At 51.5% G+C, this 14,363-nt stretch carries 14 protein-coding genes; 6 read left to right on the forward strand and 8 right to left on the reverse strand.

Annotated elements, in window-relative coordinates:
- Positions 1-203 precede the first annotated feature (203 nt).
- Positions 204-1,331, forward strand: a complete 1,128-nt coding sequence (locus I2G69_RS13080; RefSeq protein ID WP_195560911.1) for a hypothetical protein — start codon at positions 204-206, stop codon at positions 1,329-1,331.
- A gap of 378 nt (positions 1,332-1,709) precedes the next feature.
- Positions 1,710-2,003 carry a helix-turn-helix domain-containing protein gene (locus I2G69_RS13085; protein WP_191405949.1) on the forward strand — a complete coding sequence of 98 codons (294 nt, stop codon included), beginning with the start codon at positions 1,710-1,712 and terminating at the stop codon, positions 2,001-2,003.
- A gap of 146 nt (positions 2,004-2,149) precedes the next feature.
- Here I2G69_RS13085 and mnmA read toward each other — a convergent pair whose 3' ends face one another.
- Positions 2,150-3,220 carry a tRNA 2-thiouridine(34) synthase MnmA gene (gene mnmA, locus I2G69_RS13090; protein ID WP_195560912.1) on the reverse strand — a complete coding sequence of 357 codons (1,071 nt, stop codon included), beginning with the start codon at positions 3,218-3,220 and terminating at the stop codon, positions 2,150-2,152.
- Entirely contained in the window at positions 3,220-3,798 is a 579-nt protein-coding gene (locus I2G69_RS13095; RefSeq protein WP_087233898.1) for a hypothetical protein, read from the reverse strand. Before I2G69_RS13095 ends, mnmA begins: the two co-directional genes overlap by 1 nt.
- Before the next feature lie 273 nt (positions 3,799-4,071).
- Here I2G69_RS13095 and I2G69_RS13100 point away from each other — a divergent pair, with 273 nt between their 5' ends.
- Positions 4,072-4,725 carry a CpXC domain-containing protein gene (locus I2G69_RS13100; protein ID WP_195560913.1) on the forward strand — a complete coding sequence of 218 codons (654 nt, stop codon included), beginning with the start codon at positions 4,072-4,074 and terminating at the stop codon, positions 4,723-4,725.
- Between the two features lie 49 nt (positions 4,726-4,774).
- The gene (gene asnB / locus I2G69_RS13105) at positions 4,775-6,625 is read left to right on the forward strand and encodes an asparagine synthase (glutamine-hydrolyzing) (protein ID WP_191441315.1); all 1,851 of its coding nucleotides are present in this window, start codon (positions 4,775-4,777) and stop codon (positions 6,623-6,625) included.
- 244 nt (positions 6,626-6,869) lie between these two features.
- Here the strand turns inward: asnB and I2G69_RS13110 are convergent, their stop codons facing one another.
- A complete protein-coding gene (locus I2G69_RS13110; RefSeq protein ID WP_195560914.1) occupies positions 6,870-8,045 on the reverse strand; it encodes a hypothetical protein in 1,176 nt (391 codons plus the stop codon).
- Positions 8,046-8,549: 504 nt separating this feature from the next.
- On the opposite strand from I2G69_RS13110, the gene thiT reads away from it, so the two are divergent.
- Together thiT and I2G69_RS13120 are read left to right on the forward strand one after the other, a co-directional pair.
- Positions 8,550-9,119, forward strand: coding sequence for an energy-coupled thiamine transporter ThiT (gene thiT / locus I2G69_RS13115; protein ID WP_087233906.1), 570 nt, complete (start codon positions 8,550-8,552; stop codon positions 9,117-9,119).
- 161 nt (positions 9,120-9,280) lie between these two features.
- Entirely contained in the window at positions 9,281-9,766 is a 486-nt protein-coding gene (locus I2G69_RS13120) for a hypothetical protein (protein WP_191448849.1), read from the forward strand.
- Positions 9,767-9,886: 120 nt separating this feature from the next.
- On the opposite strand, the gene I2G69_RS13125 is transcribed toward I2G69_RS13120, so the two are convergent.
- The 5 genes from I2G69_RS13125 to I2G69_RS13145 form a co-directional block, all read right to left on the reverse strand.
- Positions 9,887-10,324, reverse strand: a complete 438-nt coding sequence (locus tag I2G69_RS13125; protein WP_207740596.1) for a hypothetical protein — start codon at positions 10,322-10,324, stop codon at positions 9,887-9,889.
- Between the two features lie 156 nt (positions 10,325-10,480).
- A complete protein-coding gene (locus tag I2G69_RS14095) occupies positions 10,481-10,993 on the reverse strand; it encodes a hypothetical protein (RefSeq protein ID WP_207740597.1) in 513 nt (170 codons plus the stop codon).
- 343 nt (positions 10,994-11,336) lie between these two features.
- On the reverse strand, positions 11,337-11,777 hold the full coding sequence (locus I2G69_RS13135) for a hypothetical protein (RefSeq protein ID WP_195560917.1): 441 nt from the start codon (positions 11,775-11,777) through the stop codon (positions 11,337-11,339).
- Between the two features lie 423 nt (positions 11,778-12,200).
- Complete coding sequence (locus I2G69_RS13140) at positions 12,201-13,013, reverse strand: hypothetical protein (protein ID WP_191448848.1); 813 nt, start codon at positions 13,011-13,013, stop codon at positions 12,201-12,203.
- Between the two features lie 735 nt (positions 13,014-13,748).
- Entirely contained in the window at positions 13,749-14,258 is a 510-nt protein-coding gene (locus I2G69_RS13145) for a hypothetical protein (RefSeq protein WP_087233922.1), read from the reverse strand.
- Positions 14,259-14,363: the final 105 nt, after the last annotated feature.

Below are 14,363 nucleotides of genomic sequence, written 5' to 3' on the forward strand. Positions count from 1 at the left end.
AAGAAATGGCGGCAGGAATCGATGGCGCTTTGCAAGATGTTTCTCACATGAAATACTTTTATTTCAACAAAAATCGATTTTTTGATGGACAAAATGAAACATCTGGTGTATAATATTGTCTAATGTGCTAAAAATGCCGAAAAATGATTCGTCGGAACTGCGCAAAATAGATTTGCGTGCCGGCAATTAAGGAGAGTGTAATCATGAAAACATGGAAAAAGTGCCTGGCGGCTGTCCTGTCGCTGGTCATGATGGTAAGCGCTACCGCTTGTTCTGGGACGGACAAGAGCTGGGCGGTCAAGAGTGAGAACCTCACCGTTCCGATCGGCGCTTATATCTATAACCTGTACAGCGCTTATCAGCAGGCGTACTACATGGTAGAGGACGCCACCCAGCCTGTATTGGAGCAGACCGTGGAGGATCAGGATGCAGCTACCTGGATGAAGGATTTTGCCCTGCGCCAGACCAAGTCCATCCTTGTGATCGACGACATGATGCGGGATATGGGCCTCAGCCTCACCGAGGACGAGCTGCAGCAGGTTTCCGACCAGACCGACAGCTTCTGGGGATCGATCTCTACTGCTATGACCGAATATGGCGTGGCGAAGTCTTCGTTTAACTTGGCGTATGCCGACTATTACACCAAGTTTACCAAGGTGTTTGACGCAACCTACGGCCCTGGTGGGACGGAAGAAGTCTCCGACGAGGATGTGAAGGACTATTATCTGACCAATTATAAGGCGTTTTCGTATGTTATGGCGCCGATCATCGACATGACCACCGGTGCAAGCTTGAGCGACGACGAGCTTTCCCAGCTGGATACGGAATTTAAGGGGTATGCCTCCCAGATCAACGACGGCTCCATGACCATCCAGGATGCGGCCGACGCCTATAAGGCTTCTTCCGGCGACGACACGGTGCAGGTTTACACCGATGCGGCGGATTTCAGCGGCGAGACGGCTTCTTATCCGTTGGAGTTCGGCACGGAGCTGGACACGTTGGAAAACGGCAAGGCGAGCGTCATCGATGTGCAGGGGCTGTATAAGGTCCTGCTGGTCAAGGACGACATCAATGCGACGGCGGACGAGCGCATCAGCGACGAGACGAGCCGCACCAGCATCCTGCAAACCATGAAGCAGGAAGAATTCCAAGCAAAGATTGACGACGCAGCGGACAGCTATAATGCGACGGTCAACCAGAGTGCGATCGACTCCTACCAGCCGGATATGTTTGTACAGGAGACGTCCTCGGTTGCCGCGTCCACGGACGAGACCTCTTCGCAGGAGGGCACGGATGACTCCGGCGAGGAAACCTCTTCGGAAGCCGCATAATTTCATCATAAGAATCGCGCCGGGAGCCATGAAAATGGTTCCCGGCGCGTGTTTTTTATAGAAGATTGTCTGTCTGTTCATAGCGAAGAAGTTGTTTCTTTCGTTCGCGTTCGATTATTTCCTGAGGAATGGAAACGAAAATACAGCTTGCACAGCTTCCAGATTCGTCCACACGGACGAAGTCAAGGCAGCATGTATGATTTTGCCAGTAAACACAGAGGTGATTCTCACAAAAGTTCATTTCCAATATCCCCTTGCTCCTTAGATTCCCTCTCGATATTACAAAAAATGTTATCAGTTGTCAAGTATAAACATCTTTGTGATAATGCAATATCTTTAGGTAAAGAGTATTGTATTGATATGGGAGGGGGCGGCTGTATGATAGGGGAAAAAATAAGAGAGTTGCGAGAGAGGAATAAACTAACGCAAAATGATTTGGCAAGATTGTTGAATATTACGCGAAGCAGTGTAAACGCCTGGGAAAGTGGCTTTTCTGTCCCGTCCACACAGTATGTTGTAGAACTCGCACGGATCTGGAAAGTGAGTACAGATTATTTATTAGGATTAAACGATACAGCCACGATTTCTGTTACAGGATTGGATACGATCGAGGTAGGGCTTCTGGTGGAAACGGCAAATAAATTTCGGGAAAACCGAGAAAAAGAGATGTAAGAGGTTCAATAGGAGCTTGGCCATGTGCCGAATTTCAAGTGCTTATAAATCTCTAATAAAAATATTCAAAACAAACCAAGCCGGTCCAAGGCAATATGCCTACGGGCCGGCTTGGTTCCTTTTATAGGTCTGTTTTCTTCCTGGATTCAGACAATCGTCCCTCCGCCGACGACCAGGTCCCCGTCGTAGAAGACGACAGCCTGCCCCGGCGTGATGGAACGCTGCGCCTCTGCGAAGTCCACCCGCACGCGGCCGTGTTCCACCGGGGTTAAGACTGCCTCGGCGGGGCGCGCCTGGTAGCGGACCTTTGCGTGTACCTGTAAGGGCTTGTCCAATGTATCAAAGGGGATGAAGTTCAGGTCGTCCGCCAGCAGGGACGACGCATATTGGCTGCCCTCTTCCCCAAGGGTGACGCGGTTCAAGACAGCGTCGATTTTTGTCACATACATGGGCCTGCCGAAGGAGACGCCCAGCCCCTTGCGCTGGCCGATGGTGTAGTGCGTGATTCCCCGGTGGCGGCCCAAAACATGGCCTTCCGCATCCACAAAATCGCCCTCCGGGGCTTTTTTCCCCGTATAGCGCTCCAAAAAACCGGCGTAGTCGTTGTCCTCAACAAAGCAGATTTCCTGGCTGTCCGGCTTGTGCGCCACGCGGAGCCCGGCTTCCTCCGCCATGCGGCGGGCCTCCGGTTTGGTGTATGCGCCCAGGGGCATCAGCGTATGCGCGAGCTGGTCCTGTGTCAGGGAATAGAGCACATAGCTCTGGTCCTTGCTGGCCGGGGCCTTTTTCAGCAGCCTGCGCCCGGCGCTGTTTTGCTCGATCACCGCGTAGTGCCCGGTGGCGATGTAATCATACCCCAGCAGCCGCGCCTTTTGCAGCATCGCGTCGAATTTCAAGTGCCGGTTGCATGCAATGCAGGGATTCGGCGTGCGGCCCGCCGCGTACTGCCCGGCAAAATATTGGATGACGTCGCGCTCGAATTGCTCGGTGAAATTCAAGACCAAATGCTCGATGCCCAATTGGTAACACACCCGGCGCGCGTCGTCGATGTCGTCCAGGGAACAGCAGCCGCCGGAGGCGCTCTGCTGCATGTAGGCGTCCGGCCGCAGGCGCATGGTCATGCCCGTCACGTCGTAGCCGGCTTTTAACAGCAAAAGAGCGGCGACCGAACTGTCCACGCCGCCGCTCATGCCCAAAAGAACTTTCTTCTTGCTCATTATTCCGCGTCGTCCTCCGCCGCTTCGCCAAAGATGTCCGGCTTGCCTGCGGTTACGTCGGATGCAGGGGCGGGCGCATCCTCCAACTCTGCGTGCTTTTCGGCCTCCTGGCGTTCCTCTTCCGCTGCGGCCGCATCGTGCGCCTCATTGACAAAGGGCGCCGCTGGAATATCGTCGTCGGCTTCATCCGCATGGCCGGCGCAGTGGGCGAGCTCTTCCCGCTGCGCCGCATCCAGGTCTTCATAATACGGGCATACGTCGCAATCGTCGTTGCAGCCCGCGCACTGGTCTTCCTCTTCCACCGGGGAGGCGATCTCGTCCAATTTGTTGAACGCCTTGCGCATACGCGCTTCGCTTTCCTCTACAGCCTTGCAGAGCTGCTCCGCCTGTGCGTCCTCCGGATTGCGCAGGTGCTCCATATAATATTTTCCAAGCGCAACATAGGCGCGCGCGGTGTTTTCCCGCTCGTTTTTGATGACGATCCGGAGCCGGTTGATCATGGCGGCTTTGCGGTTTTTCTCTACGACATAGTCGACGGCTTTTGTTACTTCATTGCCAATTACACTGAAAATACCCATCGTTTTCCCTCCGGTCCCGCTGATGCGGCGATATTTGGCATGACGCCTTTTCTGATGCGCTCCAAGCGCTCTTTTTGAATTAACCTTATTATACCGCAAAATAGGCAAAAAGAACAGTGAAAAATTTGTATCCGGTTGGACGGAATTTTCCTTTCCGGGCTTGAAACGTTGTACCTTGCAAGGGATTGTGTTATACTAATTTTTAAACGACATTCTTTCCAAAAGGCTGGATACAGCCCGGGATGATTTGAGAAACTAGGGAGTGAACGATGCATGTCAACCGAGATCAGCCGGCCGGTGAGCTGCCCGCGGTGCGGGGAGGCGGTGGAAACACGGATGTGGCCGGGCATCAACGCCGAGGTGAACCCAAACCTGCGGGAACAGGTGCTTCAGGAGACCCTGTTTAATTGGACGTGCCCCGCCTGCGGCTATGTCGCACAGATGGCTTATCCCTGCCTGTACCACGACAAGGGGCGTAAATTGATGGTCTATCTGGTTCCAAACGGAGGGAAAGAGGAACTGGATGCGGTCGATGTGGACCGCGCATTCCCGCAGATCGGTTACGTGCAAAAGCGCGTGGTTTCCTCCCTGGCGGAGCTCAAGGAGAAGATTTTGATCTTTGAAGCCAGCCTGGATGACCGCGCGGTCGAGCTGGTGAAATGGGCCCTTTCTGCTGTGGTGGAGAAAAAGGATGGAAAAAAGCCACGGGAAGGGTATTTTTCCTTTGCGGAGGAGGAAAAGAACCGCATCGGGTTTGTGTTCTTTTTCCAGGGGAGCGCGGAGCCAGTGCTGAAAACCACCCGGATGGACGCTTACCGCCGTTCGCTGGAGATTGTGGAAGAGGTCCACCCGGAGCAGAAGGGCTTTGCGCCGGTGGACCCGGTGCTCGCGCAGAAGCTTCTCGACGCATACAAAGAAGAGGATTGAAATTCCGGCGCCGGATGCACGGCGCTTTTGAATAAGTGAGGTGCCAACCATGTGTGGAATCTGTGGTTTTACGGGCGAAGTGCTCGACCGCGACGAGGTAATCAAGCGGATGACGGACGTCATCACCCACCGCGGCCCGGACAGCTCCGGCGTATTTGCCGGGGACGGCGTGACAATGGGGTTCCGCCGCCTGTCCATCATCGACGTGGGGAACACGGGCGACCAGCCCATCTATAATGAGGACCGCACCCTTGTGCTGACCTTCAACGGGGAGATCTACAATTATCAGGACCTGCGCAAGGAATTGCTGGAAAAGGGCCATAAATTTTATACCAATACGGATTCTGAGGTGTTGGTGCACGGCTTTGAGGAGTGGAAAGAGGGCCTTTTGAACCGCCTGCGCGGGATGTTTGGCTTTGCCATCTGGAACACGGTGGACAACAGCCTTTTCCTGGCGCGCGACTATTTCGGCATTAAACCGCTCCACTATACACAGGTGGGCGATTCGTTCGTCTATGGGTCCGAGATCAAGAGCATTTTGGAATTCCCGGGCTTCCAGAAGAAGTTCAACCGCCATGCGCTGGACAACTACATTTCGTTTGAATACGCCCCGCCCCCGGAGACCTTCTTTGAAAACGTGTTCTGCCTGATGCCTGCCCATTACCTCTGGTATAAGGACGGCAAGGTCACGACCACACGCTATTGGGAGCCGAAATTTGACGCGGACGAAAGCATGACCGAGGAACAGGCCGTGGACGCGATCGAGAAGGTGTTTGAGGAATCCGTCGCGGCGCACAAGATCAGCGATGTGGAGGTCGGCTGTTTCCTGTCCAGCGGCGTGGATTCCAGCTATGTGTCCACCTATTTTAAGGGGCAAAAGACCTTTACCGTCGGGTTTGACTACGGGGAAAAGTACAACGAGATCGACTGGGCCAAGGGGTTGAGCAAAGAGGTCGGCTTGGAGCACCATTACAAAGTGATCTCCACGGAGGAATATTGGGACAGCATCCGCAAGGTGCAGTACCATATGGACCAGCCCCTCGCGGACGCCTCCTGCATTGCGCTATATTTTGTCTCCAAGATTGCGAGCGAGTATGTCAAGGTGGTCCTTTCCGGCGAGGGCGCGGACGAGCTCTTCGGCGGCTACAATATCTACCACGAGCCGGACGACCTGGCGGGCTATAAAAAGCTGCCGCTGTTCCTGCGCAAGGCGTTTGCGGCGATCGCCAAGGCGCTGCCGTTCCGCTTCCGCGGCAAGAGTTTCCTGATCCGCGGCGCACAGCCGATCGAGGAAAGCTTCATCGGCAATTGCAGCATGTTCACCATGGAGGAGAAGCGCAAGCTGCTGCGGGAGGGGATGCCCTGCACCCGCCCGCAGGAACTGACGCGCCCCTTCTACGACCGCGTCCAGGGCAAGGACGACGTGACCAAGATGCAGTATCTGGACATCAACGTCTGGCTGGCCGGGGACATCCTGCTCAAGGCCGACCGCATGAGCATGGCCAACTCGTTGGAGCTGCGCGTGCCGTTCTTGGACAAAGAGGTGTTCAAAGTAGCCTCCCGGCTGCCGCGCCGCCTGCGCGTCAACCCGGAAAACACCAAGTATGCGATGCGCAAAGCGGCCATGCGCCATCTGCCGCCCGCCACGGCCCAGAAGAAGAAGCTGGGCTTCCCGGTGCCCACGCGCGTGTGGCTGCGGGAGCAGAAGTATTACGACATTGTCAAGGCGGCATTTACCGGCGAGACGGCAAAGCAGTTCTTCCATACGGATGCGCTGGTCAAGCTCCTGGACGAGCATTTCCAGGGCAAGTGCGACAACAACCGCAAGATCTGGACGATCTACGTGTTCCTGATCTGGTACGACATTTATTTCAGCGACCCCGACAAGGTGAAGCTCTGATCGAGAAAAAGAAGCCGCCGTGCAGGACAAGCTCCTGTGCGGCGGCAATTTGTTTGGCTTTATCTGTGTGTTTCCGGCGGGTACATAAGATGGGCAATCCTGGGAGCAGGACGGAAATAGTTTTGCTTCTTCGGATTTCGTTCAATGGCGCTGCTGTCGAATGGCAATTGGCGCCGCTTCCCCGCGCGCAGTAGGGGCAACCGCATCTGTTGGGCTATGTGGACGCTTCAATGAAGCGTAAGTGTCAATACAGGACCACCGTGCCGCCTTCCACCGCGCAGGCGCATTCATAGCTCTGCTGCTCCCCGGTGAGGCAGTCGAAGATGGAATGGAATTCAAAGGAATCCTTCTCGTCGGCGAGGATGTATCTGGCGATGATGAAGCGGTCCTCCACGCAGGTGATGAAGTCGCCCAGCTCCTTGCTGTACCGCGCGTGGAGGCTGGAATTCAGCACGCCCACGGCCTCCAAATAATCGCCGCGGTCCACGATTTTGTAGGCGCGGCCGTCCTCCGTGTCGATGCAGAAATACCCCTCCTGCTCGTCCGGGCGGAGGTTGAGCTGCGCCACGATCTGCCGCTTCCCGGTACGCTTATCGACGGCGCAGAGGCGCTGGTCGTTGGAGGGGAAATGTTTCGCACGGAAATAGATGGATTCCGCATTCATACCCGCGTAGCGGACCAGCCCAGCCGTGCCTGCGCTCAGGATCAATTCCAGCGGGACGCGCTTTTCCCCCGCCTTGGCGGAGACGATAAAATCAAACAGCGGGCACAGCCAGACGTTGTCGTTGACATGGTCGCCGAGCCAGCGCCGGTTGCGGTAACAGTTCCATTTTTCGGTCTCATCGCCGTGCGGCTGAAGCACCAGAAGCTGCTGGTCGCCGTCCAGGTTGTATGTAACGAGGTCGCGGGCAGCGGCGTTGCAGATGCGCGGGTCCCGCAGGTAATAATAGGCTTCTTCTTCCAGATCGAACAGCAGGGCCACGCGCGCAAACCCGGTCAGGCGGCGGTATTCCGAAAAGAGCTCCGCGTGTGAATCGTCCTCTTCGGTAAAGAGGATGATGCGGCTCTCATCCAGCGCGGCGCACTCGGAAAAATTCCCCACCAGGCTCAGCACCACCGCGTGGCGCTCTTCGCCGGTGATTTTGTCAATGGCCAGAAGCTCCACATGGCTGCTGCCGTCCTCCAGGAGCAGCAGGATCACATCGGAAAAACTGAAAAAATGCGGCACAAAGGCGGGCCTGTCCAGGATATAGTTGGCCAGGATGCGCTCCCGCCTGGTGATCCGGTTGTATTCCAAAAGGAAAAGGCTGTTGTGGCCCTCCTCGTTTTTTTCTTCGGCATAGTAGATCCGGTTGTCGCTGATTTCGATGAGCTGATCGTTGCAATTGGCAAAGATGTTGCGCAGGTCCACGACCTTCATTCCCACACCCCCTGTGGCGCGTTTTCCGACGGGTTTTGCCGTTTTCCAACCATCCGTGGAAATATTTACAAGTCTTTTCTGTTATTATAGCATACCGAACCGGAGAATAAAACAGAAAAAGACAGATGGATTTGGATAGAAAAATCCATACAAGATTCGGAGCGGGATTCGTCTCCAAGGGGGAGGAAGGGATGGCCCTGCGCGGGATTTCCGGCGCTTTTTTGGAAAGCGGCCTGATGGCAAAAAGGGCCGTTCCTTGACAGATCATCTGGAAGCAGATATGATAAATAGAAATGAATAAGGGGTGCTGGGTGTTCCCGGCTGAGAGAACGCGAATCGACGCGTTTCAACCATACCTGATCTGGATAATGCCAGCGTAGGAAGATTATGGTTTGTGCCCCGCGGCTGTCCGCGGGGTATTTTTGCGCGTTTCGATTTCAGCGGACCTGCGCTCAGGGGCGGACACAGGCCGGCGGGATCGCCCGCACACAGGAGGGAATGTTTATGAAAAAGAACAACACAACGGTGATCTTGGTGGAGAGCGCGCTGATGATCGCCCTTTCGGTCGTGCTCGATTTCTTCAAGCTCTGGCAGATGCCGTTTGGCGGCACCGTCACCTGTGGGATGGTCCCGCTGGTGCTGCTTTCGTTCCATCAGGGCCCGAAATGGGGGATTGGCGCGGCGTTCACCCACAGCCTGTTGCAGATGCTCATGCGGTTTGACGCGCCGCCCGCCAAGACATTCGGTGCATTTGCCGTGGTGATTTTATTGGATTATGTGATTGCCTTCACCGTCGTTGGAGCGGCATCGGTCTTTGGGAAGCCGTTCCGGAACCGCAGCGTCAGCGTGGCGGTGGGAACCTGTGCGGTGTGCCTGATCCGCCTGCTGTGCAGCTTCCTTTCCGGCGTAACCGTATGGACCGAGTATACGCCCGAAGGCTGGGCGGTCTGGCAGTATTCACTGACCTACAATGCGCTCTATATGATCCCGCAGACGATCCTGACGGTGGTCCTTGCGGTGGTGCTCATGGCGGTGATCGACCGCTATGAGGGGCGGAAGGCAAAGACCATTTGATTGTATCGGTGGGTCCCCCTTCACGGAATTTGGAGATGTTCCATGAAGAGGGTCCTTTTTTGTTCCAATGAATCGTTCAAAAAGGGTGGACTTTATACGCCAAAGATGATAAAATAATAAAACATTCCATACTTTTGCATGACATTGGAGGAAAGAATCTTATGAATATGACGAAAACATTCAAAAAGGTAGGCGTCCTTGCGATCGTTCTTCTGATGATTGCCGCGCTGGTCGGCTGCGGTGGGAACCAGGAGGAGAAACAATGGGAAGAGGACGTCACAGCGATCATGAATGACATCACGCTGTCCCAGACCGATTTTAATACGGCGTTGGCGGGCATCCAGCCGGGGGACGCTGACTCCCAGACGGCGATGCTCAATGCGATTGACACCCTGGAAGAGGATTTCAACGCGCTGAAGGCCGTGGAAGCGCCGGAGAAGTACCAGGCGGTGCAGGAAGAATTCAACACAGCCGTGGATAAAGCTTTGGAAGGCACAGCGGCATTCCGTGAGATGGCAAACAACCTCGGCGACGGCGGGGATCTGACGATTGTCAGCGATAAGCTCTCCGAAGGCCAGACAAAGTATGAGGAGTTCCTGGAGCTTTGGCAGACAGCGGTCAACAATCTTGCGGAGATTGCAGGCTAAATTTGAACAGATACAAATACGAAGGGGCTGTTGCAGATGATTCTGCAACAGCCCCTTCTTTATGCTTGGAAAAAGCAGTTCCATACCGTCCTCGGTTTGCAAGGCGTTTGCCCATGCAAATTAAGCGAATTCTTCCAGAAAAGCGGCCAAGTCCTGATAAGGCTGCTGGCCGTGCATGCCCCCAAACCCGACGTCATACTGGGTGCCGTTCATGGTGAAGTCCCCCGTGCTGTGGACGGTGATGGCCAGGATGCCCGATGGTTCGTGCGCGTCCGTCAGATCGATCGCGAGGCGGTAGACTTCTTCCCCGATACCGCCGTATGTCTGATTCGGGCTTTTAAACAGGACATAGCGGTCCAGAATCTCCAGAAAAGCTTCCTGTTTTTCTGTATCCGTGTAGGAAAAAGAGAGCTCCCCCTCCTTTTGGGGCGGCAGATGCGACGTTGCTACGGTATAGTAATGTACAATATGGACCTTTTCTGTAGAGCTGAAGTCCCGCACAACATTCCCCAGAGAGGCTGGATGAAAGAACAGGGCGAAACAGAGGAGAATTGCCAAGAGAATGCCAATCCAGATCAAAGGCCGGGGAATGGACTTTCGGAGACGTTGCGCGGGGAAGCGGATTTCTTTTAGAGTTATTTTTATCAACTCTCCTAAAAGGACAACGGGATCAAATTTTCCACAGGATACGGCCGTGGATGCCGGGAGAGACCGTTAGGAGGAAACTTCCCAAAGGGGCGAATGGGATTTCTCGGCAAACAGACGCAATAGCGCTTCATAAAACGCTTGATTTCGTTGCCCAAACCGCCCGATTCCACAGGGGGCCCCCTCCAAATTCATTTTCCCTTGGGAATTGATGCCGTAGGACACGGAATCCAGGGTGCCGTCCGGTTTCTCGTAACTGAGATAGATGTCCAGAAAAACGATGCCGCTATTTTCAACAAAATTGCCATTGTCGGTGATGCCAATCCAGCTTTTCCAATTTACCTTCCGGTTGACCGGGTACCCGTCCAAAAACGATGCGAGATCCTCCAATTCGGAGGGGGATTTGGTAAAGATACTGGTTGTAGTAGTTTTTGGGGGCGCGTCCCCCGCCTGAAACGAGACTTCGTATTTCAGAATATTTGCAGATATGAGGGGATTTCCCCCGGCTAGGCCGTCCACGGAGAAGGGGCGCGTGTAGAAAAAATAGACGGCCAAGAGGAAACAGAGAAGAACAACAAGCAAGATTTTTTTGCATTTAGGATTTCGCGGTTCTGCAAGCTTCAAGGGAATTCCCTGCCTTTCCAGTATGGCATAGGAGGTAAACAAACGGGAATCCGTTAAACGGGCCACATAGATCAAAGCGATGCAGCCCAACTGCCGCCTTTCTACGGGGAATTTGTTTGCGCACAGGATTATTGCATGGATTGTGCATACCGTTTACCAGCGACCGAAAAAGGAGTTAAAAAGGCCCACTTCCCAGATAGAACGGATTATTGAAAAAATATGTGGGATCGTTTCAATAGCAATGAGAATCAACAGCAATACCGATGTGGAAATATCCGGCCGCCAGGAACGATGGAGATTTTCATACTTTTGAGATGGATCCGTCCTCAAGAGGAATCCCCCGTTTCCTGAAAAATACGTTGAAAAGGGCTACACCGGATAGGACATGCAGCAATGTGATGGTCCCGCTTTCGGGAGCCAATACTGGATAGAACATTCCCCAGTAAAAAGCCGAGGTAAGCCCAATCAAACCGACAAACAACAAGAGAAAACCGAAGGAAAACCGGTGCAAGCGTCCTTCGCAGGGAGTCGCCAAGAGGCACAGGATAAATCCAAAGGCAATTTCCGTGACGAATACGAAGCCCCACTTTATAACAAACCATTGGGGCTCATAAGTAAGGGAACGCTGTTTGTCCAAAAATCCGACCACCCAGGGCCTTATGAGAAGGAATAAAATCAGAGCGAATCCGGGAATATACGGTTTGGCCGAATGGATGAAAGCCTGTTTCTTGATGCGATCCATAGCACGCCCCCCATTTTGACTGCATTCATGCTGTACGTTGGTTTCTAAAGGAAGCAAAATCCACAGAATAGCCCATTGAACCAATCACACCTTTCTAATGAGCATCATCCTTATAAGAAAAATAATATAGAATTATATAGGAATTGTCAATAAAAAGTCATATATTTTCACAGGGAATCTATAACATTTTTAAAAATGTTTTTTGTAAATATATAGAAGTTTTTGATTGATTCACCGGCAAAGAAAACTCCTGGAACAGGCGCACATCCGACACCTTGCTCCGGGAGCTGCCATTTCTAAAAAGATTTATTTCTTTACGCTTTTCCGTGCGTCCTTTATCCGATTTTCAACTACCGTGGAATTCTCACGGCCAACGGAGTAGATTGTTCATAGGACACGCGGCAGATGCCGGGAGGAAGGCCGTTAGGAGGAAACTTCCCAAAGGGGCGAATGGGATTTCTCGGCAAACAGACGCAATAGCGCCTCATAAAACGCTTGATTTCGTTGCCCAAACCGCCCGATTCCGCAGGGAAAACCGTCAGCATGCATATCGCCTTGAGAATTGATACAGTAGGTTACTGCATCTAATGACCCATTCGAATCCTTGTAATAGAGATGAATTTCCAAAAGGATGCCCTCGTTGCCCTCGCAGGAATCCTCCACAGAATTCGTATGGGAGCTTATACCCAATTGTCTCTTGCGGTTTACAGGATATTGATTCAAAAATTGGGCGACGCTTTGCAGTTCAGACGGAGCCTGAGTAAAAATGCAGATTACGTTTGCGGTAGAAGCCTCAGAGGAACGGGGAGTCTCTGTTAAATCTAGCGGCCCCTCACGTTTTAGGATACGGACGGATACAAAAGGGTTTTTGCCTGCCATATCTTCTGCAGAGAAAGGGCGCGTGTAAATAAAATATGCAGCAAGGAAGATCCCCAAAAGGGTTGGAATCAGAATTCTTTCTCTGCCGAACCAATGAAAAACAAAATCGAAAACGAGAATAGCCGTCCATATTACTTCATAAATGATGGTTTCGATTATGGCGCGATTCCTTTTTAGGCTTAGACCTTCTTTTTTCCATACCCGCATACATACCACAATGTCCGGATAAGACCCGATGAAGCAGCCAACGCTTACGCATAGGATTGCCAACGGAATCGGAATGTTTTGTTGAAGCTGGACCGGGGTAAGGATTAGAATCACGCTAACAATTAACCAGATAAGCCGTCTAAGAGTCATTCTATAAACTCCTCTTTATTCTCCTTTACTCAAAATTATTAGTAAATTTTCTTTATGTTTTCTATACATTTCCATTGGACTAATCACACCTCTCGAAAATCTTTAACAGATTTCTTCTATTGCAATAATAACGTTTTATTAAAAACATGTCAATAAAAATGGTAGATTTGCAAATTAGAAATAGTTGTGTGTAATTTGGAGGATTTAACGAGACGATTTTATTGATTATAAATCAAACAATATTTTAAATGGGAAATAAAACTCCCGGAACAGGCGCACATCCGACGCCCTGCTCCGGGAGCTGCCATTTCTAAAAAGATTTATTTCTTCACGCTTTTCCGCGCGTCCTCCATTAGGTTCAGCGGGAAATCCAAGGCGGAAACTTTTTTAGTCGACAGTTGATGCACTTATTTGGGAAAATATTTAGAACTTTTATCTCCTGCTTACTATGTAAGCTCCATATGTAAGCCAAGGGCCTGTCATGTCAACCAAAAATAGGAACCGATTACCAAACAGAGACAGATCAAAGAAAATCCCGTAAATAATAAGAGTTTCCATTTGTTTATGGCCGTTCGCTCTTCCCGCCATAACAGGAGATACTGAAGGATCCCAGTTACACAAATAATTCCAGTGGCAACAAGGCCAAAAGTAAGACGGATCGGACGGGGAAAATTAAAACAAATTGAAATTAATAGAAGAGCAGAGGCGAAGTATCTTAAAATATTACCAATGTTTTCAAATTTCTTCATTGGCCTTCATCATCATTTGACCCTCAAAAATCTGTGTGTCGCTTGTTAAATAATCGGTTCTACCAGGGTCGCTGTAGAAGGTAGTTATGACCATCGTTTCATAGTGGGAAAATGCACCTCCAACCTCAATTTCCCGATATCGTTTTTGAATCGTGACATAATAAGTATGTGCGGAACTTTGATCATCTTCTACAGAAGAAAGAATCGTAGCCCCTACAGCACAAACAGACTGAATCGCAGGGTAGGGAATAAAAGGACCAATTGCAGCCATTAATACCGCACTTACTCTAGCCTGAAATTGTTTTTCTTCTCCAGAAGGGACATAGATCGAAAAGTCTTCTGAAACATCCCCAAACCATGGCCCTGCACTTTCTGCGGCAATTGTGTCACTGTCATAATTCGTTAAAGGAGCTTTTGTACTGACTGCCGAAGCCGGAACAGAAATAACACAACAAATCATTGTCAAAGACAAAATGAAAGAAATAAGCTTTTTCATTTTTATTCTCCTTTACTCAAAATTATTAGTAAATTTTCTTTATGTTTTCTATACATTTCCATTGGACTAATCACACCTCTCGAAAATCTTTAACAGATTTCTTTT

It is taken from the genome of Anaeromassilibacillus sp. D41t1_190614_C2 (genome assembly GCF_015558525.1).
Lineage (GTDB): Bacteria > Bacillota > Clostridia > Oscillospirales > Acutalibacteraceae > Anaeromassilibacillus > Anaeromassilibacillus stercoravium.